Source organism: Paenibacillus sp. CR_12, from assembly GCF_041953985.1.
GTDB classification, from domain to species: domain Bacteria; phylum Bacillota; class Bacilli; order Paenibacillales; family Paenibacillaceae; genus Paenibacillus_AQ; species Paenibacillus_AQ lautus_A.
Genome location: NZ_JAVFHO010000002.1, coordinates 1,317,066 through 1,343,073, shown reverse-complemented (window position 1 = coordinate 1,343,073; position 26,008 = coordinate 1,317,066). Strand labels below are relative to the sequence as shown.

30 protein-coding genes are annotated in these 26,008 nt (G+C 52.3%); 22 read left to right on the top strand and 8 right to left on the bottom strand.

Features of this window, described 5'->3' with window-relative positions:
- Positions 1-2 precede the first annotated feature (2 nt).
- The 3 genes from RB297_RS09870 (at position 3) to RB297_RS09860 (ending at position 5,699) form a co-directional block, all read left to right on the top strand.
- Positions 3-1,211 (top strand): SLC45 family MFS transporter, encoded by a 1,209-nt coding sequence (locus tag RB297_RS09870; protein WP_375120331.1) that lies wholly within the window; start codon positions 3-5, stop codon positions 1,209-1,211.
- Between the two features lie 146 nt (positions 1,212-1,357).
- On the top strand, positions 1,358-2,368 hold the full coding sequence (locus RB297_RS09865; protein ID WP_375120330.1) for a LacI family DNA-binding transcriptional regulator: 1,011 nt from the start codon (positions 1,358-1,360) through the stop codon (positions 2,366-2,368).
- A gap of 109 nt (positions 2,369-2,477) precedes the next feature.
- On the top strand, positions 2,478-5,699 hold the full coding sequence (locus RB297_RS09860; RefSeq protein WP_375120329.1) for a cellobiose phosphorylase: 3,222 nt from the start codon (positions 2,478-2,480) through the stop codon (positions 5,697-5,699).
- A gap of 71 nt (positions 5,700-5,770) precedes the next feature.
- On the opposite strand, the gene RB297_RS09855 is transcribed toward RB297_RS09860, so the two are convergent.
- On the bottom strand, positions 5,771-5,944 hold the full coding sequence (locus RB297_RS09855; protein WP_015736392.1) for a glycine zipper domain-containing protein: 174 nt from the start codon (positions 5,942-5,944) through the stop codon (positions 5,771-5,773).
- Positions 5,945-6,174: 230 nt separating this feature from the next.
- Here RB297_RS09855 and RB297_RS09850 point away from each other — a divergent pair, with 230 nt between their 5' ends.
- From RB297_RS09850 to RB297_RS09840, 3 genes are all read left to right on the top strand, one after another.
- Entirely contained in the window at positions 6,175-6,798 is a 624-nt protein-coding gene (locus tag RB297_RS09850) for a TraX family protein (RefSeq protein ID WP_009592213.1), read from the top strand.
- Between the two features lie 56 nt (positions 6,799-6,854).
- Complete coding sequence (locus RB297_RS09845; protein ID WP_096776735.1) at positions 6,855-7,286, top strand: hypothetical protein; 432 nt, start codon at positions 6,855-6,857, stop codon at positions 7,284-7,286.
- A 70-nt stretch (positions 7,287-7,356) separates the two neighbouring features.
- Positions 7,357-7,932 carry a macro domain-containing protein gene (locus RB297_RS09840; RefSeq protein WP_375120328.1) on the top strand — a complete coding sequence of 192 codons (576 nt, stop codon included), beginning with the start codon at positions 7,357-7,359 and terminating at the stop codon, positions 7,930-7,932.
- A 338-nt stretch (positions 7,933-8,270) separates the two neighbouring features.
- Here RB297_RS09840 and RB297_RS09835 read toward each other — a convergent pair whose 3' ends face one another.
- Entirely contained in the window at positions 8,271-8,468 is a 198-nt protein-coding gene (locus RB297_RS09835; protein ID WP_015736388.1) for a hypothetical protein, read from the bottom strand.
- An 87-nt stretch (positions 8,469-8,555) separates the two neighbouring features.
- Here RB297_RS09835 and rpiA point away from each other — a divergent pair, with 87 nt between their 5' ends.
- The 4 genes from rpiA (at position 8,556) to RB297_RS09815 (ending at position 10,992) form a co-directional block, all read left to right on the top strand.
- Entirely contained in the window at positions 8,556-9,272 is a 717-nt protein-coding gene (gene rpiA, locus RB297_RS09830) for a ribose 5-phosphate isomerase A (RefSeq protein WP_375120327.1), read from the top strand.
- Between the two features lie 49 nt (positions 9,273-9,321).
- Positions 9,322-9,771, top strand: coding sequence for a MarR family winged helix-turn-helix transcriptional regulator (locus RB297_RS09825; RefSeq protein ID WP_096776733.1), 450 nt, complete (start codon positions 9,322-9,324; stop codon positions 9,769-9,771).
- 29 nt (positions 9,772-9,800) lie between these two features.
- Complete coding sequence (locus RB297_RS09820; RefSeq protein WP_090908142.1) at positions 9,801-10,232, top strand: GNAT family N-acetyltransferase; 432 nt, start codon at positions 9,801-9,803, stop codon at positions 10,230-10,232.
- A gap of 124 nt (positions 10,233-10,356) precedes the next feature.
- Positions 10,357-10,992, top strand: coding sequence for a GDSL-type esterase/lipase family protein (locus RB297_RS09815; RefSeq protein ID WP_009595336.1), 636 nt, complete (start codon positions 10,357-10,359; stop codon positions 10,990-10,992).
- An 87-nt stretch (positions 10,993-11,079) separates the two neighbouring features.
- Here RB297_RS09815 and RB297_RS09810 read toward each other — a convergent pair whose 3' ends face one another.
- The gene (locus RB297_RS09810) at positions 11,080-11,751 is read right to left on the bottom strand and encodes a tetratricopeptide repeat protein (protein ID WP_096776731.1); all 672 of its coding nucleotides are present in this window, start codon (positions 11,749-11,751) and stop codon (positions 11,080-11,082) included.
- 177 nt (positions 11,752-11,928) lie between these two features.
- Between RB297_RS09810 and RB297_RS09805 the strand changes: the two genes are divergently transcribed.
- Positions 11,929-12,195, top strand: a complete 267-nt coding sequence (locus RB297_RS09805; RefSeq protein ID WP_015736382.1) for a helix-turn-helix domain-containing protein — start codon at positions 11,929-11,931, stop codon at positions 12,193-12,195.
- A 195-nt stretch (positions 12,196-12,390) separates the two neighbouring features.
- Positions 12,391-12,501, top strand: a complete 111-nt coding sequence (locus tag RB297_RS09800) for a hypothetical protein (RefSeq protein WP_015736381.1) — start codon at positions 12,391-12,393, stop codon at positions 12,499-12,501.
- 155 nt (positions 12,502-12,656) lie between these two features.
- Here RB297_RS09800 and RB297_RS09795 read toward each other — a convergent pair whose 3' ends face one another.
- The 3 genes from RB297_RS09795 to RB297_RS09785 form a co-directional block, all read right to left on the bottom strand.
- Positions 12,657-14,630, bottom strand: coding sequence for a stalk domain-containing protein (locus RB297_RS09795; RefSeq protein ID WP_375120326.1), 1,974 nt, complete (start codon positions 14,628-14,630; stop codon positions 12,657-12,659).
- Positions 14,631-14,873: 243 nt separating this feature from the next.
- Positions 14,874-15,044: a hypothetical protein gene (locus RB297_RS09790; protein ID WP_192571248.1), complete on the bottom strand. Its 171-nt coding sequence runs from the start codon at positions 15,042-15,044 to the stop codon at positions 14,874-14,876.
- Positions 15,045-15,129: 85 nt separating this feature from the next.
- The gene (locus RB297_RS09785) at positions 15,130-15,339 is read right to left on the bottom strand and encodes a DUF5316 family protein (RefSeq protein ID WP_277746412.1); all 210 of its coding nucleotides are present in this window, start codon (positions 15,337-15,339) and stop codon (positions 15,130-15,132) included.
- Between the two features lie 476 nt (positions 15,340-15,815).
- Here RB297_RS09785 and rsmD point away from each other — a divergent pair, with 476 nt between their 5' ends.
- A complete protein-coding gene (gene rsmD / locus RB297_RS09780) occupies positions 15,816-16,421 on the top strand; it encodes a 16S rRNA (guanine(966)-N(2))-methyltransferase RsmD (RefSeq protein ID WP_096776727.1) in 606 nt (201 codons plus the stop codon).
- Entirely contained in the window at positions 16,411-16,926 is a 516-nt protein-coding gene (gene coaD, locus RB297_RS09775) for a pantetheine-phosphate adenylyltransferase (RefSeq protein WP_009595333.1), read from the top strand. The genes rsmD and coaD overlap by 11 nt, the downstream gene beginning before the upstream one ends.
- On the opposite strand, the gene RB297_RS09770 is transcribed toward coaD, so the two are convergent.
- Entirely contained in the window at positions 16,904-18,133 is a 1,230-nt protein-coding gene (locus tag RB297_RS09770; protein ID WP_192571251.1) for a nucleoside recognition domain-containing protein, read from the bottom strand. The two genes, coaD and RB297_RS09770, sit on opposite strands and share 23 nt — an antisense overlap.
- Before the next feature lie 112 nt (positions 18,134-18,245).
- Between RB297_RS09770 and RB297_RS09765 the strand changes: the two genes are divergently transcribed.
- Entirely contained in the window at positions 18,246-19,286 is a 1,041-nt protein-coding gene (locus tag RB297_RS09765) for a SepM family pheromone-processing serine protease (RefSeq protein WP_375120325.1), read from the top strand.
- Here RB297_RS09765 and RB297_RS09760 read toward each other — a convergent pair.
- Positions 19,276-20,517 carry a nucleotidyltransferase gene (locus RB297_RS09760; protein ID WP_375120324.1) on the bottom strand — a complete coding sequence of 414 codons (1,242 nt, stop codon included), beginning with the start codon at positions 20,515-20,517 and terminating at the stop codon, positions 19,276-19,278. The two genes, RB297_RS09765 and RB297_RS09760, sit on opposite strands and share 11 nt — an antisense overlap.
- A gap of 198 nt (positions 20,518-20,715) precedes the next feature.
- Between RB297_RS09760 and RB297_RS09755 the strand changes: the two genes are divergently transcribed.
- The 7 genes from RB297_RS09755 to fabG all read left to right on the top strand — a co-directional run bounded on the left by RB297_RS09755 (position 20,716) and on the right by fabG (position 25,998).
- Positions 20,716-21,228, top strand: coding sequence for a YceD family protein (locus RB297_RS09755; protein WP_096776724.1), 513 nt, complete (start codon positions 20,716-20,718; stop codon positions 21,226-21,228).
- A gap of 53 nt (positions 21,229-21,281) precedes the next feature.
- Positions 21,282-21,455, top strand: coding sequence for a 50S ribosomal protein L32 (rpmF, locus tag RB297_RS09750; RefSeq protein WP_006211382.1), 174 nt, complete (start codon positions 21,282-21,284; stop codon positions 21,453-21,455).
- A gap of 142 nt (positions 21,456-21,597) precedes the next feature.
- Positions 21,598-22,209, top strand: a complete 612-nt coding sequence (gene fapR / locus RB297_RS09745; RefSeq protein ID WP_015736373.1) for a transcription factor FapR — start codon at positions 21,598-21,600, stop codon at positions 22,207-22,209.
- 24 nt (positions 22,210-22,233) lie between these two features.
- The gene (gene plsX / locus RB297_RS09740; RefSeq protein ID WP_015736372.1) at positions 22,234-23,220 is read left to right on the top strand and encodes a phosphate acyltransferase PlsX; all 987 of its coding nucleotides are present in this window, start codon (positions 22,234-22,236) and stop codon (positions 23,218-23,220) included.
- Positions 23,221-23,228: 8 nt separating this feature from the next.
- Positions 23,229-24,218, top strand: coding sequence for a beta-ketoacyl-ACP synthase III (locus RB297_RS09735; RefSeq protein ID WP_009594985.1), 990 nt, complete (start codon positions 23,229-23,231; stop codon positions 24,216-24,218).
- Positions 24,219-24,269: 51 nt separating this feature from the next.
- A complete protein-coding gene (gene fabD, locus RB297_RS09730; RefSeq protein ID WP_192571254.1) occupies positions 24,270-25,202 on the top strand; it encodes an ACP S-malonyltransferase in 933 nt (310 codons plus the stop codon).
- A 46-nt stretch (positions 25,203-25,248) separates the two neighbouring features.
- On the top strand, positions 25,249-25,998 hold the full coding sequence (gene fabG / locus RB297_RS09725; protein ID WP_009594984.1) for a 3-oxoacyl-[acyl-carrier-protein] reductase: 750 nt from the start codon (positions 25,249-25,251) through the stop codon (positions 25,996-25,998).
- Positions 25,999-26,008 lie beyond the last annotated feature (10 nt).

Genomic DNA, 26,008 nt, shown 5'->3' with positions numbered 1-26,008 from the left:
TTGTGAGGAAAACATGGCTGCTGGGATTCGGCTTTTTCAGCATTAGCATTACCTGGGCACTGTACAATGCGTTTGTGCCCTACTTTCTGGAGGATTACATATCCAGTGTCGCATGGATCGGTTTTTTTATGACGATCGACAATTACTTTGCCTTGTTCTTGCAGCCATGGATTGGAAGCCGAAGCGACCGTACCCACACCCGGTACGGCAGAAGAATGCCTTACCTGCTTATCGGAATGCCGTTAGGCGCTTTGTTTACGGCCATAATTCCGTTTCATAACGGAATGGCGACGTTGTTGCTGTTCATGGTCCTCATGAACCTGGCCATGAGCCTGTACCGTTCGCCAACCGTTTCATTGATGCCGGATATAACGGAAGAGAAGCGGCGCACCAGAGCCAACGGCATCATTAACTTTATGGGCGGCTTGGGGTCCATATTGGCATTCGGCGTGGGCTCGGTGCTGTACAGCGCCCATGCGTCGCTGCCTTTTATTGCAGCTGCCGGCGTAACGCTTGTCTCTTTGTTCATTCTGAAGACGTTCATCCAAGAGAAACGCGACGCTCCGGGCTATCAAGCCCAGACGGCCGCCAGGGCCAAAATATCCTTTAAAAGCCAAATCAATCGAACGACGGTGCTGCTGCTGGCGGCCATATTCTTCTGGTTCGTGGCGTACCAAGGGGTTGAGACGCTGTTTACGCTGTACGGGAAGAATGAGATGGGGCTGACGGAATCGCAGGCGTCCTTTTCCTTGACGTTTTTTTCGCTCGCCTTCGTTCTGTTTGCGATTCCCAGCGGATGGCTTGGCGGTAAATTCGGGAAGAAACGGCTGATCCTGATCGGCGTCAGCGGGCTGCTGATTGTCTTTGCGCTCGTCCCATGGGTAGAATCGCTGCTGCTGCTTCGCGTACTGCTGACCGTTGGCGGATTGTTTTGGGCCTGCATCAATATCAATTCTTACCCTTTCATCGTATCGACCGGATCGGAGGACAGCATCGGAACGCGGACAGGAATGTACTATTTGGTATCTTCGCTGGCGGCGATATCGTCGCCGCCTCTGCTGGGCAAGCTTATTGACGGAATGGGGTATTCGATCCTGTTTTATTGCGCCGCCGGCAGCATGCTGCTTGCGCTGATCTGCATGCTGATGATTCGGCATCAGGAAACGGATCATTCCGCTAAATCGCAGAACGCCTCCGCCAGCTTGTCCTAGCCGTTGTCATTTGGAAAACCGGGAGTTTTAGCTCCTGCCCGGATGTGCGGAATAACATTGACGAGTGCCTGCCGGCACAGGTAGAATTTAATACCAGAGAGATGGTTTTAGATTATGTCGGCGAAGGGCAGGAGCTGATTCCAAGGTTGACAACGATTTACGATATTGCGAAGAAAACAGGTTATTCGCCTACGACGGTATCCAAAGTCTTCAACAATTATCCGGACGTCCGGGAAAAGACGAGGGTCAAGATCCTGGAAACCGCGAAGGAAATGGGGTATCTTCCAAACGCCAATGCCAGGTCACTTACGACCAAGCGATCCTGGACTATCGGCATTCTTTTTGTTGAAGCCACGGGAGCCGGAATTCGGCATCCCTATTTTGGAGCCGTCATCGAAAGCTTTAAGAAAATCTCCGTATCCAAAGGGTATGACCTGATGTTCATTTCCAAGGATGTCGGCGGCCGAAGAAGCAGTTACGTGGAGCATTGCAAAATCAGGTGCGTCGACGGCGTTGTGGTCATCCTGTCGAGCAATGATGATCCCGATTTCCAGGAGCTGCTGGATAGCGGCATTCCGTGCGTCATTCTGGATTCGTCACCGGAGCACGTGCATTCGGTTTACTCCGACAATATCGGAGGCAGCATGCTGGCAATCCGGTATTTGCACTCGCTTGGACATCGCAGCATTGCCCATATTTCGGGCGGATTGAATACGTTTGCAGGCGAGCAGCGCCAACATGGCTATGAAACAGCGCTGCGTGAGCTGGATCTGAACCTAAGGGAAGAGTACATAACCGGCAGCGATTTTTACTCCACCGAGAGCGGATACGAAGCCATGAAGAGGCTGCTTGCGCTCGCGGATCGGCCGACAGCCGTTTACGCCGCTGGGGATTTGCTCGCGCTTGGAGCGATTCGAGCCGTGCTGGACCATGGCCTGAGCGTGCCGGGAGACGTGTCGGTCATCGGATTTGACGATATTGAAATGTCCCGCTACATTACCCCTGCATTAACGACGGTCCGCCAGGATACGGAGCAGCTAGGCAAGGTTGCCGCGGAGATCCTTCTTTCTTCAATCGAAGAGCGGGATACCGCCGTGAAGTCGGTTATGCTGCCAGTCGAATTAATGATCCGGGAGTCCTGCCGCCCGGTCACCTAAGGTGAACCTAAAGAGCAGGGTTCATTTTTAACCCGTTTCGAAACCGGTTTCGAAACGGGCGGATTCTTGATTTCAGCGAATGATGCACTCATTTAAGGAGGATTTGAACATGTCCAATTATCGTTTTGAGAAGGATGCCTTTGTTATCGAGCAGTATGATCTCGCCAAGCCGTTTTCCAGCTTCCTGCCGGGGATTGCCGGATTGAAGGGGATACCGATGTGGACCTTTTACGTCAATCGGGGCCAAGGGATAAGCAGTTTCGGCATACGCGACAAGAATTCGCCGATCATGGAATTCTCGCCGGCCAATATCTCGTATAAGAACGTATCCGCCACCGGCTTCCGCACGTTTATCAAGATGGCCGGGACGCCGGCCGTATATGAGCCGTTCCAATCCTTTCAGCCGGACACGAAGGCACGGAGAACGATGCTGATTCGTCAGAATGAGCTGGTCATCGAGGAGGAGCATGCAGATAAAGGGCTTCGAACATCGGTGTCGTATTTCCAGCTGCCCGGTGAAGATTTTGCCGCGCTCGTCCGCCAGGTCAGCGTGACGAATATCGGGGCCCGGACGGAATCGCTTGAACTGCTGGACGGTATGCCGGAGATTCTGCCTTACGGCGTCGAGAACAGCGGGTACAAGGAGGTCGGCAATCTGCTGCGAAGCTGGATGGAAGTGAAGAATCTGGACCGGGGCATACCATTCTATAAGGTTCGCTCCAGTACGCATGATGAGGCGGAGGTTACCGAAGTTACGAACGGCCATTTCTATCTGTCGTTTGATCAGCACGGGAATTTGATCAAACCGATCGTAGATTTTGAGCTGATATTCGGCGGAAACACTTCATTGATCCACCCCGATCGATTTGCCGCGGGTTCGATCGAATCCTTGGCGCAAGCCACGCCGTATCCTGTGAACAAAGTGCCATGCGGCTTCAGCGGATTATCGGCGCGGCTTGAGCCTGGGGAGACGGCAACGGTGTATACGCTGGTTGGTCATGTGAACGATATCGGCAAAATCAACAAACGCTCGAAAGATTTGTGTTCGCCTGCCTATATCCTCGATAAACGCAAGGAGGCATCGGCATTGACCCGGGAATTAACCGATGACGTAGCTACCCAAACAGGGTTGCCTGTATTTGATGAATACAGCCGGCAGTCCTATTTGGACAATTTCCTGCGGGGCGGTTATCCGTTCATATTCGATAACGGGAAAGAAGGCGCGGTCGTCCACCTCTATTCCCGCAAGCACGGGGATCCGGAGCGGGACTATAACTTTTTCTCGCTGGCCCCGGAATATTATTCACAAGGGAACGGCAATTTCCGGGACATGAATCAGAACCGCCGAAATGATGTGTTTTTCAATCCGAAGGTGGGCACGTTCAACATCCGGATGTTCTTCAGCCTCATTCAAGCCGACGGTTATAATCCCCTTAGCGTAGAAGGCACGAGGTTTCGAGTAGCCCCAGGCATGGAGGGGGAATTGGAAAAGTTGCTGCAAGCCTCCGCGGCTCGGGAGGATTACGATAAGCTCGCGAAGGCATGCGCCGGGGATTTCACCCCGGGCAAAATCATTAACGCGATATCGGATCAAGGCATTCGGCTGGCGATCGACGAGGAACGGTTCTTATCGGGATTGCTGACGATATCCGAACAGCATTTTGCGGCTTCGTTCGGCGAAGGCTTCTGGTCGGACCACTGGACCTATAACATGGATTTGGTTGATGGTTTCCTGGATATTTATCCCGACCGATATGAAGAGCTGCTGTTTGGCGAGAATGCCTATACATTCTTTGACAGCCCGGTATATGTGCTCCCACGGAGCGAGAAGGTCGTGATCAGCCGGGGCAAGGTTCGCCAGTACGGCGCGCTGCTGGAGGACGAGGAGAAGCTGAATAAGCTCGGCAGAAAGCGGAACGCGGCGGAATGGCTGCGGGTGAATGGCGGACAAGGCGACATTTACCGTACGAATCTGTTTGTCAAAATGATCTCGTTATCCCTCAATAAAATGGCAACGCTCGATCCTTACGGGATGGGCGTTGAGATGGAGGCAAACAAGCCGGGCTGGAATGACGCGATGAACGGATTGCCGGGTCTGTTCGGCTCCGGGATGAGCGAAACGATGGAATTGAAGCGTATGGTGGCATTCATTGTGGAGGCTGCCGAGCGGTTCGGTCATCATACGGTGATGGTGCCGGAGGAAATCGCCTCTTATTTAGAGGGCGTATATGATGCCGTGCAGCAATATCAAACCGGCGTTTTGGACTCCTTCCGATATTGGGATCGGGTAGCTGGGCAGCGCGAGTCTTATCGGGCATCCGTCCGATACGGCATCAGCGGCCTGGAGGTCGAGATTCCGGTGAAACACGTAAAGAGGATATACGCGGCTTTCCTGGACAAGATTGAAGAAGGGATTCAGCGTGCCGAGCAGCTGGGAGGCGGAATCGTTCCAACGTACTTCCGCTTTGAAGCGGAGCGGTTCGAAGAAATCCGGGATGCGGAGGGCAGCCCGGTCATCACCCGCTATGGCTTGCCTGCCGCCAAAGTGTTGGAATTCAAAGCATATGCGCTTCCGCATTTTCTCGAAGCCCCGGCCCGTGGAATGAAGCTCGCCAATGAAGGCCAGGCGAGAGCGATGTATGATCGGATCAAGGCTTCCGATTTATATGATGCCGCGCTGGGGATGTATAAGACGTCCGTCAGCCTGGAAGGGGAAGGCGATGAAATCGGACGCATCCGCGCATTCACGGCCGGCTGGCTGGAGCGGGAATCCGTATTTTTGCATATGACCTATAAATACTTGCTTTCCTTATTAAAAGCGGGACTGTACGACGAGTTTTTCTCGGAAATCAAAACATCGCTTATCCCATTTCTGGACCCGGCCGTTTATGGACGCAGCACCCTGGAAAATTCATCGTTCATCGCCAGCAGCGTCAATCCGGATCCCCATGTGCACGGACGCGGTTTTGTGGCAAGGCTGAGCGGATCGACGGCCGAATTCTTAAGCATGTGGATTATGATGATGGCCGGAAAAAGAGTATTCCGTTATGAGGACAACGAGCTTCAGCTTCATCTGAACCCGGTGCTTCCGGCTTGGCTGTTTGACGAGCGGCAGGAGGTGTCGTTCACCTTCCTCGGTTCCGTCAAGGTAACGTATCGCAGCGAGCGCGCGGCAAATACGTTCGGACAGGACGGCGTTGCGATTCAGCGGTTCACCTTGACGACGGCGGGAGGAGACACCTTCGAGGTTGATGGCCCCCTCCTTACGGGAAAGTGGGCCCATGAAGTCCGTAACGGAAACATCCGGTCCATTCTTGCAGTCATGAGGTAAGTTTGACGGAAACCGAATAGACCACCCGATTCTAGCCGGGTGGTCTATTCCTTGTTCTTTGGCGTTTTCGTTTATTCTTGGGGCGGCCTTTTGTTCTTGTTTGTCATGGCGGAGCCGAACGATATGCCGATGGCAACACCGATTGCTATGCCAATAGCAATATTATTCATTGCCACTCCAATCGCCACGCCCACGCCGATCCCCATGCATATGCCTAAGGCCATGTTGTTTTTTTTCTTTTCCATCGGGCAGTCACCTCCATCTGAGAAGATGTTGATACTAGGATTCAAACCAGCGTTTCCTTCGTCCTCAAGCTGCCTTTGTTCTTATTATATAGGATATCGGACATGGATGCCGGATACCCAATTCTTCATCTTTTCTCCGCTTGCAAGTCCCCTGTTTGCAACCCATAATAGATATATCGATTCCACATACATAACGAATGTTCATCTTACCGCGCGAGGAGGGGGTTATCATGCAGTGGATCGCCATGCTGACGATGCTGATTGATCATATCGGGCTTGTGTTTTTTCCGCATCAGGAGATGTGGAGAATCATCGGCCGCATCGCATTTCCAATCTATGTTTACGCTCTCGTGCAGGGACACCGCTACACTTCATCGAGACCCAAGTATATCGCACGGCTGGCCGTTATTGCAGCGGTCTCCCAAATTCCGTACCAGCTTGCGCTGGATCCCGAAGGGCTGAACGTGGTCGTAACCTTGTTGGCCGGAGCCTTGGTTCTTTATGTGCTGGAACGATCGGATTCCCGGCTGCTATCATGGATGGTGGTTGTTGCAGCCTGTGCGTTGATGAGTGAGTTTCCGTTTGATTACGGAGCCTACGGCTTGCTGTTGATCTTGATTTTCCGATATGCTCAGGCCGGCTGGCTCGTTCCGCTTCATATGTTATTGAACCTGCTGTTCTGGTTCCTTAATGATTGGGAGCTGCAGATGTGGAGCGTGATCCCGACGGCCGTGATAGCTTATGGCCCTCATGTATGGAGAAAACTGGAGTCCGTCCGTGTGAGCCGCTGGGTATGGCGTTCGTTTTATCCGCTGCATTTACTGGCTATTGCCGTATTGCGGGTGTTTATATAACAGAAGATTTTTAGGTTGATGCCTCATGGACTGATTATGTACAAGGAGAGACATTCATGCAGAATATCGCAATCGCTGCCTGCATCCTATTGTTCGCGGCAGCGGGTTACATCGCGTTTATGAATTCCAAATTAATTGCGGATAAAAAGCGGGAAGCATACATTCCTCCGCCTGCTTCGGAATATACCGTTTATATGACGCCTCAATTCACCGAGGAGGACAAAAGGACGCTGAGTCCGATCGGCGTCATGGAATTTCGCGATCCGCAAGGCTTGATGAAGGTATATCTTTGCCGGGTCAGAAATGAATCCGAAGACTTGAAGCTGGAGCAAGCCGGCAACGTGTTTCTTCATCATCTGACCAAGGCCAGGGACACCGGCACGCTGATGTTTTATCGGACCGTGGAGGAAGCGCTGCAGGGGCCGGAGGAGAAGAGCTTAACCGACCGTCTGTCTGCAGCCGCGAAAAAAAAGGCGAGGACAGAATAGGTCGAACCGGGTCAATCCACCCTCTTGCGGGGTAATAGAGAAATAAAAGACCGAAAGGAGATTTTCCGAAATGAAAACATTTAAAATCGGAAGGACATCGGTCTCCGTCTTTATAGGCGATATAACGACATGGACGGGCGACATTATCGTCAATGCTGCAAATTCGGGACTGCTGGGCGGAAAAGGCGTGGATGGCGCGATTCATAGCGCCGGAGGGCCGGAGATCATGGAGCAGTGCATGGAAATTCGCAAGCAGCAAGGCGGCTGCCCGCCAGGCAACGCCGTGATTACAGGAGCAGGCCGGCTGCCTGCCCAGCATATCATTCATACCGTCGGCCCGATCTGGGAGGGCGGCGGAAGGCGCGAGGAGCATACGCTGGCGGAATGCTACCGCAACAGTCTCCTGCTTGCAATCGAGGTCGGTGCCAAAAGCATCGCCTTTCCTAATATAAGCACGGGTATCTACGAGTATCCTAAAGCTCCGGCATGTGACGTGGCGTTAAAGGCGGTCACGAAGCTGCTTGAGGAAGATCTGCCGGATAACCGGCTGGAGCGGATTGATTTCGTTTGCTTTTCTCCCGAGAATGAAGAGCTCTATGTCCGTTGGCTGGAGCGGTTCACGCAGGAGAAGGAGGCGCAAGTATAAGAAAAACCTCTATCGACGTACATTCTGAGAAGACAGACCGCATGTATAGGACGTTTTTCTTGCGATATCAGGAAGGCCCATGCTTCGAAGTTCATACTTTCTGAGATCTAAAGAAAAACCTCTATCGACGTACATTCTCAGAAGACAGACCGCATGTATAGGACGTTTTTCTTGCGATATCAGGAAGGCCCATGCTTCGATGTTTATACTTTCTGAGATCTTAAGAAAAAACCTTGTGATTATAGAAGTGTTCAGCTCTGCTGTAACATGGTGTATTCTATAACCTTAATAAAAAGCAGGGGCGCAAATGTGCGCCCCTGCCGTTTATTCGCCGTTTATTACATATGATAGGAACCGCTTGGTTCAAACAGCACCCATTCCAGCATGGTAATCATGTCGTCAAGACGGGCATCCTGATTGAGAAGGGAAGCGCGCTCAGGGCTGTTCTCTTCGAGAGCTGCCAGTCGGGTTTGCAGTTTTTTCTTTTGCATCGAAAGTTCATTGATTTTGGATTTGATCTGGTTCTCTGTTCGCATGGCATAATCCTTTCCTTTGGCATGAAAATGATCACTGTACCCCATATTATAACATTTGATTCAGCTTAAGACGAAGGAGCGGGTCCTATGACGAGTGAAATGAATATGAAGAAAATAGCGGCTGAGCATGCCGCCAAGTATGTTCAGGACGGGATGAAGATCGGTCTGGGCACAGGCTCCACCGCCTATTACGCCATTCTCAAAATCGGGGAGATGGTCAGGTCCGGTCTCTCGATCCAGGCCGTGGCTACCTCTGACGCTTCGGAGAAGCTGGCGATGGAACAAGGAATACCCCTGACGCCCGTACACCAGATCGATCGCCTGGATTTGACGATCGACGGGGCTGACGAGCTGGATGATCAGCTGCGGTTAATCAAGGGAGGAGGCGGAGCCCTTCTTCGCGAGAAGATCACGGCTTATCACAGCGAACGGCTCGTGATTGTGGCGGATGAGGCAAAAGCGGTACCACAACTGGGTGCTTTTCCGCTGCCGGTTGAGATTGTCCCTTTTGCCTATGAGTGGACGATTCGATCCCTGGCACAGCTTGGTTGTTCGGTCCAATTGCGCCGTCAGCCGGATGAAGGGTTGTATGTAACGGATAACGGGAATTATATTGCTGATTGCCGGTTTCGGGAAATCTCGGGGCCGGAGGAATTGAGCTCCCGTTTAGGCACTGTACCCGGCGTGGTTGAACATGGTCTGTTCATCGGCATGGCCGACCAAGCGATTATCGGCTGCCGGGACGGTTCGGTACGGATATTGCATTCCGCGAGCATGCAGGCCAAGAATACATTTGACAGTTGATCCGGCGTTCATTAACCTTAAATACATGATATCTTTCGGAGGGTGAAGTATGTCGGATTTTCAAGAACACGAGGATTACCCGCTGCATTTGCTGGTAGTCCTGGCCAGAGCTTATAACGCAGTGATGACGCATTCGCATCGAAGCATCAACAGCCACGGTTTGAATTCCACCGAATTTGGGGTATTGGATGTGCTGTACCACAAAGGTCCGCAGCCGCTGCAAAAAATAGGGGAGAAGGTGCTTATCTCCAGCGGTAACATTACATACGTGGTCGATAAGCTTCAGAAGAAAAACCTGCTTGTTCGCCGGGCTTCCGCTGAGGACCGCCGCGTGATCTATGCCGAGCTGACCGCAGAGGGGAAGGAATTCTTCGAAGCCATCTTTCCTCAGCATCAGGAATTGATGGTGAAGGTGCTTAGCGGATTGTCTGACGAGGAAAGAGCGCAGGCGGCCATGCTGCTGCGCAAGCTGGGGATCAGCGCAGAGAAGATGCTGTAGTCCTACATGAGTTTAGATTGGAGATAGGTATGCTTAAAGATATAACGATGCAAGCGTCGCAGCCCGAAATCAAGGAGCTGCTCAGTTACTCGGTTTTCCCTGATCCGGAGGCGGTGGACGAGGCAGCTGCATTTTATCAGGGCGGCGACAGCCGGTTGTTCGGCTACGAGGAGGACGGACTTCTTCTGGGAGTCATCGGTTTTGATGTGATGGAGGACGAGCTTATCATCCGGCATTTAGCGGTCCTGCCGGAGAATCGGGGGAAGGGATACGGACGCGGGTTGATTTTGGAGCTGCTCCTCGAGGTGCAGCCTAAACCGGAACGAGTCATTGCGGAAACGGACGAAGAGGCCGTGAACTTCTACCGCAGTATCGGTTTCGAGGTTTACAGCCTGGGAGAGAAGTACCCGGGCGTCGAAAGATTCCGCTGCATTTATGAGGTGGAGGAATCCGAAGAATAGTCATTCCTATGGATGCATGTTGCGTCTCCGATTGGAATTAAAATTGCCATTCAAGTTCATATACCCGTTTCGCACAGGAGGCATTCCTCATATAATGTCGTAACGAGCGGGGCAGGGGGTGAACATGTTGGTGTACCATTATACCGCTGTCGGCGATTCCTTGACCTTTGGGTTTGGGGCGATGCCTGGCAGCGGTTTTGTTCCGTTATACCGTCGGATGGCGGAGGAGAAGCTTCGCCAATTCGTGGCCCATGAGAATCTCGGGGTCAATGGATTAACCTCGGATGAATTATACGATCGGGTCGTTCAGCTTCCAACGTATCGCTATCATTTGCAGCAGGCCCAGATTATCACGATGTCGATCGGCGGCAATGACCTGATTCGTGCGGTGAAGTCCACGGGAGGTCGACCGAATCGGGAGGTGCTGGACACCGCCTTGTATCGATGCCAGAACCATGTGGCTAATATCGTCAAACATATCCGCAAAATAAAGTCACCGGCCAGCAAGCCTTATTTTATTCGCGCTATCGGTCTGTATAATCCATATCCGGCCTGGACGGAGGCAACGGAATACGTGATTCGGTTCAATCGGCATTTGATGGGGTTGAGCGACGGCTATTTTCGCGTTGCGGATATTTACGCACAATTTTCTGGCCGAGAGAAGGAACTGATGTCGGTGGACGGTTTACACCCGAATGGCCGAGGGTACCGGGTGATCGCGGAACAGTTAAACCGGCTTGGGTACAAGCCACTTGCATAAGAAACGGAAATTCTCATCAAAAAAAGGACGTCCCCGGGTCCCATGACCTCTAACGGACGTCCTTTTGGTTTAAGCCATTATTAACGCTTAGAATAAGTTCCTGAACCAACTTCGAACCGCCCATTTGCGTTCCTGCCGTTTTTTGTATTTGGGCAGCGAGCGATACACGTCCATCGATTCCTGATAGGATTTCTTGGCATCTTCGGCCCTTCCCAGCGATTGATACATATACCCCAGCAAATAAAAGGCTTCGCTGGAGGAAGAGTGGATGGCATGGAACTGCTCCAAATAGTGGAGTGCCTTCTCACGATCCGAATCCCGAAACGCCTCGGCAAGCCTAAGGTAAGGCCGGCCATATTTGACCCTCGGATTGATTTGAAGGGCCCGGACGATATCCGCCTCTCCCTGAGCGATGCTGCCGGTATGCAGACGCGCGCTTCCGATATCGTCCCAGAATTCGGCGGAATCCTCTAAACTGGATTCCATGGTTTCCAGGAGCTTTAGGGCCTCTCCATACTTGCGACGCTCCAGCAGCAATCGGGCAAGCTCGTGCCGGGATGATACGTCGCTGGGGCTGACCGCAATCTGTCTGCGCAGCTTGGATATAGCCCTTGCACGCTTGAACGGCTTCGTCACACTGGGAAATACCCCGACAAAACGGCGATCCAGCACGTACACGATAAGAAGCAGCACCAGAATCGCCGTTATCGGATTGCCGAAAATGTAAAACAAAAATCCGAAAACAATGAGTTTAAACAAATAAATCCCTCTATTTCCTTGTAATGTATTAGCCCAAATTATACCATATCATGGATTTATTTAGGGGGAAATGCAGTCGGTTCTATAGACCTTAAAAGGATGCGCATGTCGGAATAGGTCGCAGGTATTGAAAGTAGCCAGGTGATAACCGATATAGGTAGTAAAGAGGTGATAATCATGGCGAAAAAGGGACAGACATTCCATCATTACAGTTTCGAAACAAAGAAAAAGGCAGTCGCCATGCGGCTGGAAGGCATGACGAAGAAAGAAGTGGCATCCGCCTTACAAATATCAGACATCGGACGGCTGAAAGTGTGGATGCGCAAATATCGGGAGCTGGGAGAAGAAGGCTTGGTCGATCGCCGCAGACGAATCGTGCATCCAGACCATGACAACGAACGGAATGAGAAAGTACAGGTTCCGCAGCTGCAGAAAATACAGTAATTATAGTGAGGCGTGGTTGAACGACGGTTCCACCACGCCTCTTTCATATGGGAATCATGGAACATCGGCGTATAGAGACCCGCAGATGCGCGCATTTGGGCGGGTTCACTATTCTTATCGCGAACAGGCGGCAGCCCAGTTCATTTTAGCGGAAACGACATAACATGTGGTATGTTCAAAAAAGGAGGGATTGTTGTGAGCGGAGTAGGAGAAGGCTACGGCGGCGGCTATGGATATGGCTCTTCTGTAGGTGCTATTTTGGTATTGTTCATCTTGTTGGTGATCATTACTCGCGCATTTATCTAATCCATCTTTTGAGCGAACAAAACCAATGAATCAATAAGAGAATACCAGGCACCATGAGCAGTCACAAGGAAAGACCGTCCCTAAGAGGCATTGCTGCTTCTTAGGACGGTCTTTTTTATGAATAACGAGCTTTATTAATTTGTGTCTCCTTCATGCTACATCATGATCAATATGGCTTTCCCGTTTACGAAAGATACGATATTGAAATTGGAGTACCCCCAAGTTTCAATGGTTTTTCCGCCGCCGGAGGTAATGTCTTTGGCAGCCGGGTTCCCCCATGAAAGCTGTACCTGCTCTTTCGTCATGCCGAGGGAAACCTGCCCGGCTTTGATCTGCTTCCAGACGGAAGCGGACCATTTGTGTTTTTTATAGGGATCGTAAGTTAGTAACGAGGAACGGTCCGCAAACAGCTGCGTCACTTCCGAAGACCGCATAGGATAACTTTTTATAGTTTTCCCCGTTGCCGATTTGAAGATTACGTTGAATTCGCCCTTGTCGTCAGGCAAAATGTCGGTAACGGTCAATTTCGAGAAGCGTTCCAAATCTTCGAATTCGTTCACCCAATACGTTCGGCCGATATACTTAACCAAATTGCCCTGCATCGCTTTTTTGATCAATCCAGCCGTTTCGCTGGAGACGACGGTCATGGCCGCATCCGCGCCGAGGGAGATTTGCGCTTGCTTCCACTTGGCATCCCAGGTGGTTTTAGCTCCCAGAGCATCGGATAACACGGAGGCCGGAATGAGCAGCTCGCCCTTGTCGTTCACGGGTGCGGCTTTGAGTCGGATGGTGCTTTCATTCAGCTTGGCCTGGTTGCTGCCTGCTTTGAACGAAAGCAGGGTCTGGCCGAACTTCGCCTCCACGCTTCCGTTTTTAGCCGAGTAGGTGCCGCCCAGTGCCTGGATGACGGATTTAGACGGTATCATGACGTTGCCGTTGACCTGTTTTGCATATTTCAAATTGTTGCGCAGGCTGGACGATACCGTCACCGATTTGGACTGGCCGCCGGAGCTTACCGTAATCTGCGTTTTGCCAACGCCGGCAGATTTCAGCATCCCATTCTTCTGCATACTCAACAAATACGGCTTCTCGATATCGATGACGGCGTCTTTAACCGGTACCTTGATTTTCGCCCCGTTCGTATAGGTTTCCTGGATGCTCACTTCCAGCGATTCTCCTACATAAGGCGTCGCATCGGATATGGCAACGGACAAATTCTTGACTACCGGTACATCGATGTTCTTATTCTGTCCCTCCTTATGATGTACCCAGCTCCCATCACTCCGCTGCGCATAAAAGCCTTCCGACAAATCCTTTGCATCCCCATAGATGGATGTTTTTACGATCCCGCTAAGTCCGGTAATCTGCTCTTTGAGTTTCCAGCGGTCTTTATACTCGCCGGTAGTCCATACGCTTCCGTCCTGGAGCGTTACAATGAGAAGATCCGTCGGCTCACTCGATGCATAGACGATATGAGCTGCATTCTGGGCCACGGTAACCGGTATGATCCGCCCGTTATCGTCGAAGTTGGACGTTTCGTACACGACAACGTCGCCGTTGTCATGCAGCAGGGCAACGCGTCCGCTGTGTACCGTCATGGATTTGACGGCTGCCGGGTTTTCCACGATCCCGAGCTTTTTGAACTGCCCCTTTTTGTAGTTATCCTGGAGCAGCAGCTCTCCATTGGAGGATAATGCAGCGAATTCCTGATCCGCATTGGAGATCAGCGATATGCCGCTGAGGTTCTTCGCTTTTTCATCGCCGGCCCATACGGTACCGTCCGACTTCAGCCAGTAGGAACCGGCTATCTGCTTCACGCCGCTTGTTCCCGGAACGACCTGGGGCCCCTTGCCGATGTCCCACTCTACTAAGCGGCCCTCCTGCGTCATGCCGATGCCGCCGTATTCATAACCGCTGATGGCTGCGACGTTACCTGGTGTTCGAATGGCGTGGCGCCCGTCAATCAGGGACCACATGGAGCCGTCGCTCATCAGATAGGTGTTTCTTCCGGCAATGTCTTGGATCCGGAGCTCGGCCCCGTCGGCAGAAGCGATGTCTTGCGTCGTCCCTGCAAAACCAAGCCCTGCGAGCATGCTGAACAACAGGAGAACATACAACGTTCTTTTCACTTACATGACCTCTCTTCACTGTACAAATAGGAATAATTTTCAAACAACCTCATTGTTTTCGACAAAATAGGCGTTATTCCTGCAAGATTTAGGGGAGCGTTGATTAAAAAGGAACAAAAAAACGCCCACCGATATCCGGGGACGTCTTGTCCGGTTGAATTCGCGATAGTTCGATGAACTGTCTCGACCTAATGGAGTTTAGTTAAGGGACTACCGAGGGGAATATAGGTGGCAGAAACTTGATTAAGTAAGATCAGTTCCCTTCAACAGCAATAGAGCCGCATATAAATCATTCTTCAACGTTTCGATTTTGGCGAGTTTCCTGAACGTAAGAACCGAGATTAAAACGATCAAGGCATATTTCATTTTCGTTCGTTCTACTCCTGTATCTTCATGGCTAACAAAAAAATTCATGAATCAGAACCTCCCCTAGAGACAGATGCTTCTGTGCCTTTACTCGTCCGCGGCGGAGAGTGCAGTAAATGTTCACAATGTCAACTTAGCGGAACAAATACACAATACCGGCGACCGCAAGAAATACAAAACCCGCTAGTAAGAACCACATGGATACTTTCTCCCTGGATGCGCGGTCGTCCTGGGGTTCAGTAAAGAAGTAGTCTCTTTGTTGGTAATCCGTAGTAATAAACGCTCCGGATAGAAGCCCTGCAATCGCCAGGCAAGCCAATCCTGCATATAAAAACAGGTTCATCACGTGTTCCCCCCACCATGCCCTTTATTGTTAGAACGTTCGCTGAGAGGGATTGGTTATGCTTTTTACACAGGTAAGTGCTTCGTCTGATTGGAAGGAACAGATTGACATGACACAATGCCACTCAACTTGGTTGGCGGCTGAACATAAAAAAAGAACAAAAGCCCCGTAACAGAATGTTGATATTACAGGGCTTTTGTTCGGGAGCCACCGAAGTGACTCCCTCATGGGAGAGGAGAAACCGGACGAAGAGCTTATGGGGAAACGTAAGTCTTCTCCGCGGTTGTCTACGACATTCATTGATGTCGATATTTCAAGGATGCCCGGCTGGTGCAGAAATATACCTTGCTCTGAAAAAAAGTTGGGAGCTGTTACGTTTCATTTTTCATATATGGGATGATTGTGTTACGATAATCACTGTCCATGGCGTTGTCTGGGCATCTAATTTATAGATAATGAAACGGGTGAATGAAGCAGTGAGAGTAGTATCCGGAAGTGCAAAAGGCCGGCCGCTCAAAAGCGTGCCGGGTACAAGCACCCGTCCGACGACGGATAAAGTGAAAGAATCCATATTCAGTATGATCGGCCCTTACTTTGAGGGAGGAATCGCGCTTGACCTGTTCGCAGGCACGGGAGGCCTTGGCATTGAGGCGTTAAGCCGGGGGATGGATCGTGCTGTTTTTGTTGATGTGGAGCCGAAAAGCATTAGCACGATCAAGGATAATTTGAAAGCGGCCCGGCTTGAGGAAAGCGCAGAGGTATATCGCAACGATGCGGCACGGGCGCTTAAAGCGCTTGAAAAGCGAGGCTATGGCTTCGATCTGGTCTTCTTGGACCCGCCGTACAGGTTCAAGAACGGCGATGAACTGATGCTGGATATGGCCGAGCGAGGGCTGCTGCAGGATTCAGCCTTGGTGGTATTGGAATACGAATCAAGTTACAATTATGCTGAGGAATTTGGCGATTTTCATTGTATCCGAACCGCGAAATACGGCGAAACCGCCATATCGATATACCGTTATGACACAGCGCAAGATCAAGCGACGGAGCTTGATGAGGAGGAATTACACGATGACAAATGAGAATACTAGTACATACCGCGTTGCCGTATACCCGGGAAGTTTTGATCCGGTCACCATGGGACACATGGACATCATCACACGTGCTTCGAAGCAGTTTGATCTGCTGATCGTGGCCGTTCTCAATAATTTAAGCAAGAACCCGCTCTTCACGGTGGACGAGCGTAAGGACCTTCTGAGACAGGCGACCGCGCATCTGCCGAATGTGGAAATCGACAGCTTCCGCGACCTTTTGGCGAACTATATCCGTCAGAAGAACGCCCAGGTCATCGTACGCGGGATCCGGACCGTGACCGACTTTGAATATGAGCTTCAGCTGGCATCCACCAACCATAAGCTGAATCCGGATGCGGAGACCATCTTTATGATGACGCATCCGAAATATTCGTTCTTGAGTTCCAGTCTTGTGAAGGAAATCGCGCATTTTAACGGCGACACTACAGATTTGGTCAGCCCCGAGGTCGATGCGGCGTTGCGCCGCAAATTCAGCGGGGATCACGCCCGATAAAACGGGAGCACAGCCAGAAAGCCGCTATTAATAACAAGCAGATCATGCCTTGAACCTGCAGGAAAGAAGGCAGTCCGCTCCAAAAATTGAAGAATTGTTCCGTATCGGCATGATCGATCGGTTCCGTTCGGAATGCCGGCACGATGCCAGCGGAAAGGGTGCTGACCGGTTTCCATATGGCCAATGTAATGACAAAGGCGAGTATCGAATGCAGGAATCGCTTTGCCATAAAGTAACGCCAGGAGAGACCGGCTTCCCGCATCAGCGACAGGCTTTGCAGATGGGCGCTGATTCCGCTCCATGCCAGTGCGGCGGACAGGACTGCCAGCTGCAGAGCCCCTGCTTGAAACACCGAGGAGCTGATCGATTGGGCGGCCAGATGGGCTTCCAATATCCCTGGCACAAGATAGGATGGAAGCTGGGGCAGCAGCTGGCCGGTCAATACTCTAGTAAGAACGGCGAAGAACAAGATAAAGCCGCCCGTCATCATTAAGGTCTGCACCGAACGGGTAACGGATTCGCCAAGGAGTTTGCCGAAGCTTCGCCCATCCCGTCGATGGGCGTCCAGCGCGGCGGAGGCTGCCCGTCGAAGAATCGGACGCTTCGCCCATTCGTTCATCCGGTCATTATCGACGGGTGCGCCCTGCTTCCCGGCTTCTGCAGAGGGCGATTTGCTGAATAGACTGAATGTCCATGCGGCCAGCAGGCCGGATATCCAGTGGACGATCAGCAGCAGATAACCGGCTTCCGGTTTATGCAGCAGGCCGGTTCCGATGACAACGAGGATGGTCATCGGATTGCAAAAATGGGCCAAAGCGGCAAGCCTGCCGGCGTCAACGGCACGGAGCTCGCCTTGTTTATGCATGCCGGCCGCGGCCTGAGCGCCTGCCGGGAACCCGGCTGTCATTCCTGTTATAAGAACCCAGCCGCCAGTACCGGGGAGTTTGAATATTTTTTTCATCATAGGGTCCAGCAGTACGCCAACCCCGTGGGCCCAGCCGTAAGCGATGAGTATTTCAACCAGCACGAGAAAAGGCAGCAAAGATGGAAATACGATATTCCACCACAGCTTGAGTGCTTGCAGGGTGGCTTGGAAGGCGGGTTCGGGCGCGCTGACGACGGCCAGTACAAGCAGGAACGCGGCGGCACCGAGAAGAATGGTGTTCCACAGTCCGTTGGATGACTTGACGGCGTTGTCTTTATTCATAAGGAATCTCCTTTCGGCGTAAACATGGCTAGTACAACTTTATGCAGAGGAGACAACCGTCAGACCAAACTTGGTGGAAGGCTGGATATATGAGGCGGAGGGAAGGAAAACCATGAAGAAGTCCGTAAAACCGAATGGCTTAAAAATTGCGCTGTATTTGTTGCTGGTCGGGGTCATGCTGTACGTTGTCGTTTATATGCCGACCCCTTATCTTGTATACCAGCCCGGGAGTGCCGAAGAGGTTCGTCCCATGATCAATGTCGAGAAGGGCGATCCGGCGGAAGAGGGTACGTTCATGATGACTACCGTGTCGGCAAGCTATGCCAATATGGCTTTGTTAATGCTGTCCGCGTTTAATCCTAATGCAGAGGTCGTGAAGAAGGCCGAAAAAATGGGCGATCAGAGCAAGGACGAGTATGCGGCCACGCAAGTGTATTATATGAATTCTTCACAGTCTTCCGCGATGGAAGCCGCTTATCAGGAGGCCGGAATCGATTACAGGATCGAGCCCGCTTACGTCTTCGTGATGTCGATCTCCGAGAATTCGGCCAATGCCGAGCATTTTCGGCCTGGCGATAAATTGATCAAGATCGATGGTCAGCCTGCAGAGGATAATGAGAAGATCGCCAGCCTGTTAAGCGGGAAAAGCATCGGAGAAGAGGTTTCCGTGGAGCTTGAACGCAAGGGGAAAACCGTGAAGGAACAGGTGAAGCTTGTAAGTATAAAGGATGAGAAGACCGGCGCGGAGCGTCCGGGATTAGGCGTCATGATTGCCACGATGCAGAACGTGGAGCCGGCTGATCCCGATCACACCATTCACTTTGCGAATACCAACATCGGAGGACCGTCAGCCGGACTGATCTTCACCCTTGAGATTTATAATCAGCTTACCGAAGGGGATTTAAGCAAGGGTTACCGGGTAGCCGGAACGGGTACCATCGATAAATCAGGCGCCGTAGGCCCCATTGGCGGCGTGAAGCACAAGATCGTGGCTGCCGACCGGAAGGAAGCCGATATCTTTTTTGTGCCTCAAAAAAATTACGATGAGGCCAAAAAGCGCGCGGACCGGATCAAAACGGATATGAAGCTGATCCCGGTCGATGACCTGCAGGATGCCGTGGATTATTTGGAGGAGCTGCCGCCTAAGGGGTGAGCGGCGGCAGCAGGTAATCGCTGTAGTAGTTTCCGATTTGGGGCCTGGGTTGCCCGTTAGCATAGACGGCGGCTGCCGCCAGGTCACGCTCCAGCTGAGGATGCTCCAGCTTAGCCGGCTGATGAATGACGGGGAGTGAAGCGCTTCGCTTCATTCGTTTCAGCAGCGAACGCCCCGTCTCGCTGAAGCCCAGGACCCGGATATATCCCGGACCTTTGGCGAGCTCTTCACGATTCATCGATGCCTTGTCATGATTCAGCATGATGTGCATCAGCATGCGTTGAAGCTTGGTACGCGTATAGCGCTTGGTCTTCAAGGCTTCCAGAAGGGCGTCAACCGTCGGCTGTTCCAGCTGCGATAGCGAGCGCTGAACACGATGCTCCAAGCCCTCGGTTACTTCGAGGAAGCTTTCAAGCTGAGCGGGTGTATGCGTGAGCAGAGCTTGGAACAGCGGCTGGCGAAACTGCTCCCAATGGACCGGAGCTAGTCCGCTCTTGATTTCCCGTTCCATGATGTCGTACGTGAATTCCGGCATATAGGGTCTGGCCGCTTCCAAGCCTTGTGACAGAATAATGTTCCGGATGGCGGTTGCGCTGGCAATGGATGACGTTCCCGGCAGCGGATCGTGGTAATGTGCGCTTACTCTTGGAATGGTATAGGGCGTAATGCGGCTGCCGAGGCGCTGGAGTGCGATCAGATAGTGCAGCCCCAGGGAGTTGTTCGGCTGCGTGAGCAGCTCTTGCAGCTCTGTCGTTGCCGTTGCAGGACCGGATTCACCGAAAAGGACAGCGGCGGCAGCGCCGTAGGCAGATGGGAAGTTCATGCCTTCCCGGAGGCGCTTTTCGATTTCGGATCGAAGCTCGCCGGATTCGTTTGCGAGCGAACGGGACAACGGCAAGATTTGCTCCAGCGTCCCGCTTTCGGATCCGAAGGAAAGGCAGTCCACGACCCCTGTAGCTTCCAGAATGGCTACCGCACCGAACGCGAACCATTCCGCAGGCTGCACGGCATAGGTTACCGGCAGCTCGAGGCACAGGTCAACGCCCATGGCAAGGGCCATTTCCGCCCGAGCGCGCTTGCTAGCGATGGCAGGTTCGCCTCGCTGGAGAAACGGACCGCTCATCACCGCGACGACGGCATCTGCCCCCGATACTTCTTTGGAACTGCGATAATGCAGTACATGACCGTTATGTAAGGGATTATATTCAACGACTATGCCAACCGTTTTCATTCGTTTCAACTCCTTGATTAGAATATAACATAATTGCATGACGTTCCTGCAACCATAAGCGCCCCTCCCGGGAGTGTTATAATTCTGGTAGTATGAAGAGAAATATCGGGTAACAATATAGAGGTTGTTAGGGTTATCCTGTTGACAAAACTCTCTGGGAATCGGTATAATAATCTTTGTTTGTTTGGAGTGATGGATATGCTAATTCAATTTCGTAAATTGACAACCAGCGATCAACCGTTACAGTTCCATCAAACCGTGGATGTAAGCAATGCCATTAAGGACCGGAAGGATATTGTTGCGGTTAAGCCATTAGACGTGGATTTGAAAGCAACTCCGTCGGTTACCGGTTCGGTGGATGTTCGCGGACGATTAGAAGGCGAGCTGGAGATGAATTGCTCCCGCTGCCTGAAGCCGATCAGCGAGCACGTGCACATCCCTTTTCATGAAGTGTTCCAGCCGGTGGAAGATCCTGAATCTGTGGTTCAGGATGAGGATGACGATACTACATACGTGCAGGGTGAGAGTGTGGATCTCACTCCCTATGTAGAAGAAGCATTTCTGCTCCACCTGCCGCTAGCTCCGGTTTGCAAAGCCGACTGCAAGGGACTCTGCCCGAATTGCGGCAAGGACCTGAATGAAGGCGCCTGCGACTGCGATACGGAAGTGATCGATCCTAGGCTAGCCGGACTGAAGGACTTCTTTAAATGATGATGGATATGGCACCCGTGTTCAGCGGGTTGAATTGATAAGGAGGTGGGAACATGGCAGTACCTCAACGTAGAACGTCCAAAACACGTCGTGACAAGCGTCGTACTCATTTTAAGCTGGCTGTGCCAGGCATGGTGAAATGCGAGCAATGTGGTGAATTGAAGCTTGCTCATCGCGTATGTAAAGTGTGCGGAACGTATAAAGCAAGAGAGATCATCAAACAATAGTTTCTAAATAAGTAGTACTTCATCTTTGGTGAGGTGCTATTTTTTTTGTCTGAAGTCCCTCTTTCTTTTTAACGTGACATGATTTATACTTAACATTAGTACCAGGTTCTAATATTTGCGACTAATTTACATATAAGTATGTTTGAAGATTGGCGGCTACCATAGCGGCAGAAGGAGTTGTTTCGTCATCGATCGTTTATCCAAGAAAGACCGTCACCAGCGGCTGATTCAGCTGATCGACGAGAATCCCTTTGTTACGGACCGCGAGTTGACTCGCCAGCTTAAAGTAAGCATTCAAACGATACGCCTCGACCGTATGGAACTGGGCATCCCGGAGCTCCGTGAGCGAATGAAGCAGATGGCGGAGCATTCCTATGACCAGGTTCGTTCCTTGTCGCTTGAAGAGGTGATCGGGGATGTCGTTGACCTGCAGTTGGACAAGAGCGGAATATCGATATTTGAAATCCGTGAGGAACATGTTTTCAGCAAAACGCGGATTGCCCGCGGACATTATGTGTTCGCTCAGGCCAATTCGCTTGCCATTGCCGTGATCAATGAAGAAATCGCTTTGACGTCTTCAGCGGATATACGGTTTTTGAGACAGGTGCGCCTCGGCGAGAAATGCATTGCCAAAGCCTACGTCAGGTCCATTGCCGGCCAGAAGGGGAAGGCCAAGGTGGAAGTGTTTACTTATGTCGCTGATGAAATGGTGTTTCAGGGAAATTTCGTAATCTACCGATCTGCAGGAGAATGACATAAGTGAAGGGGGAAATTTGGCATGAGAATTGTGGTTGATGCGATGGGCGGGGACAATGCCCCCCAGAGCAACGTCGACGGCGCGCTGATTGCCGCACGGGAATGGAGCGACACCGAGATCATCCTCGTCGGGGATGAGGCCCGGATTGGAGCCCTTCTGAAGGACAAGCCGTCCAATCTGAAGGTGGTTCATGCGAGCGAAGTCATCGAAGCGGAGGATGAGCCCGTTAAGGCCGTGCGCCGGAAGAAGGATGCGTCGATGGTTGTGGCTGGGCGGATGATTCGGGAAGGCGAAGCGGATGCCATGATCTCGGCGGGCAACACGGGGGCGCTCATGACGACCGGATTGCTCGTCGTGGGCAGGATGAAAGGGATTGAGCGCCCTGCGCTGGCCCCTATGATTCCGACGCTCGACGGCAAGGGGATGCTCGCCTTGGACCTCGGAGCGAATATGGACTCGAAGCCGGAGCATTTACAGCAGTATGCGCTGATGGGCAGCCTGTATCGCGAGAAAGTGCACGGTATCGCCAAACCTCGCGTCGGGCTGTTAAATGTCGGTACCGAGCCGGGCAAGGGCAATGAATTGACGAAGCACGCATATCCGTTGCTTGAGGAATTGCCTATTCATTTTGTTGGCAATGTGGAGTCGCGCGATGTCATGAACGGCGTTTGCGACGTGCTCGTTTGCGACGGGTTCTCGGGCAATATTCTGTTAAAATCGATTGAAGGAACAGCCGGTGCACTCTTTTCGCTGTTGAAGGAGCAGTTCGGCAAGTCCCTTAAGACCAAGATGGCGGCCGCGTTGATGATGCCGGAGCTTCGCAGCTTGAAATCGACGCTCGATTATAAGGAGCACGGCGGTGCGCCGCTGCTTGGTCTGGGCGGCCTGGTTGTCAAGAGCCACGGTTCGTCGGATGCGAACGCCATCAAGAATGGGGTTCGTCAAGCGCGTACGGCGCTGCAGAACCGGTTGGTAGAGAGTATTTCGAATGAAATCAGCGGGAAGTGAGTGAGGAAATGAACAATTTGCGTCCGGTCGGTATTATTGGCACAGGCAAATACGTGCCTGAAAAGATTTTATCCAATAGCGATTTAGAGAAAATGGTAGATACTAGCGACGAATGGATCGTCTCGATGACGGGAATCCGCGAGCGGCATATTGCCGCGCCGAACGAAGCGACTTCGGATTTGGCTTATCACGCTGCTGTGAATGCGTTGAAATCCGCCGGCATGCAGGCTGAGGATCTGGAATTGATTATTGTGGCGACCATTACGCCGGATATGTTCTTTCCATCGACCGCTTGTTTGCTCCAGGATCGGCTTGGAGCCAAGAAAGCAGCGGCATTTGACCTGTCCGCGGCCTGCTCGGGATTTGTATACGGCCTGGCCACTGCCACCAACTTCGTGAAAACGGGCATGTACAACAACGCCCTGGTCATCGGGGTGGACTGCTTGTCCCGGATTACCGACTATACCGACCGCAACACCTGCGTCCTGTTCGGTGACGGCGCCGGAGCGGCGATCGTCGGCGAAGTGCCGGAAGGCCGCGGATTCCAGGCCTTTGATCTGGGCGCGGAAGGCGCGGGCGGGGCCCATCTGTATATCGAGGCAGGCGGCTCGAGATTGCCGGCGTCTGCTGAAACGATTAACACCAACAAACACTACATTTACATGAACGGCCGCGAAGTGTTCAAGTTTGCGGTGCGGGTCATGGGCACTGCCACGGAAGCCGTCTTATCCAAAGCAGGCATCGACAAGAAAGATATTGATTTATTCGTTCCTCATCAAGCGAACATCCGGATTATCAAGTCGGCCATGGAGCGATTGGAGCTTCCGGAGGAGAAGGTCGTCATCAATGTTGACAAGTATGCCAACACCTCGGCCGCTTCCGTGCCGCTGGCGCTCGTGGAAGCCCAGGAGTCCGGCCGCCTGAAAGAAGGGGACAAGGTGCTGATGGTTGGTTTTGGCGGCGGATTGACATGGGGTTCCTCCGTACTCATCTGGTAAACCGAATGGATTTAACAGGACTAGTGAAAGAAGAGAAGGGAGCCAACGATTTTGGGTAAAACAGCATTTATATTTCCGGGTCAGGGCGCTCAGTCCGTCGGAATGGGAAAAGACGCCTATGATGCGGTTCCTTCCGCACGCGATTTATTTCTAACCGCGGATGCTCAGCTTGGATTTCCGCTCAGCTCCATTATTTTTAATGGCCCTGATGAAGATTTGAAGCAAACCGTCAACACGCAGCCGGCTCTGCTCGCAACCAGCATGGCTTATCTGGAAGCCGTTCGCGGCAAAGGAATCGTGCCGGATTACGTTGCTGGCCATTCCCTGGGCGAGTACAGTGCGCTTGTGTGCGCAGGCGTGCTCTCGTTCGAAGAAGCCGTGTCGATCGTTAGAGCACGCGGCGAATACATGGAAGCTGCCGTTCCCGGAGGACAAGGCGCCATGGCAGCCGTTCTCGGCGCAGACCGGGAGGCCCTGGCCGAGCTGTGCAAGGGCATATCGGCAGAGGGGCATGTCGTAGAGCTTGCGAACATGAACTGCCCGGGGCAAATCGTCATCTCCGGTTCGGCTCAAGGCGTTGCAGCTGCTGCAGAAAGAGTCAAGGAAGCCGGCGGCAAGCGGGCCATCCCGCTGGAAGTCAGCGGCCCCTTCCATTCTTCCTTAATGAAGGAGGCGGCTGAGCGTCTGGCCGGCAAACTGGAGCAGGCTTCATTCAACGCACCTTCCGTACCGGTGGTTGCCAACGTGACGGCGCGTCCGGTGGAAGATGCGGCTGCCATCCGCGGTTTGCTGGTGGAGCAGGTCTATTCCCCTGTGCTGTGGCATGACAGCGTGGAGTGGATGATCGCTCAAGGCGTGGACACCTTCGTTGAGATTGGTCCCGGCAGCGTTCTCAGCGGTTTGATCAAGAAAATTGATAAATCCGTCAAAGTCATGAATGTGAATAGTCTGGAGAGCGTCAATAATTTGGAGACGGTTGTTTAAACAGCTTTTGATGCCAACCGGATCACTCTGGAAAGGAGGAACAGGTATGAGTGAAGCTCTAAAAGGACAGACTGCGCTTGTTACGGGTGCTTCCCGAGGAATCGGCCGGAGCATTGCCCTCGCACTTGCCGATCTGGGCGCGAACGTTGCTGTCAATTATGCAGGAAGCGAAGCGGCCGCAACCGAGGTTGTGGAGGCGATTCGCGCAAAGGGCGTTTCGGCGATCGCGGTTAAATCCAACGTCGGACGGACCGAGGAAGCCGATGCGATGGTTAAGCAGGTGTTAGAGACTTTTGGTCGAATTGATATCTTGGTGAATAATGCGGGGATTACTAGAGATAATCTAATCATGCGCATGAAGGAAGAGGAGTTCGATCAGGTGATCGAAACGAATCTGAAAGGGGTATTCAATTGCCTCAAAGCGGTGACGCGTCCCATGATGAAGCAGCGCTATGGACGCATTATCAACATATCCTCCGTTGTCGGAGCGCTTGGCAATCCGGGACAGGCCAATTATGTCGCGGCCAAAGCCGGCGTCATCGGTCTGACCAAATCAGCCGCGAGGGAGCTGGCTTCCCGTGGCATTACGGTAAATGCGGTAGCGCCAGGATTTATCGATACCGACATGACCCGTGAACTTCCCGAGGACATGCGCGAAGGCCTGCTTGGCGGAATTCCGCTGGCCCGTCTTGGCCAGCCGGAAGAGATTGCCGGCGTGGTGACTTTTCTAGCATCTTCCAGCGCGTCTTATATGACTGGACAGGTGCTGCATGTGGATGGCGGCATGTACATGTAGAGCCGCTGCT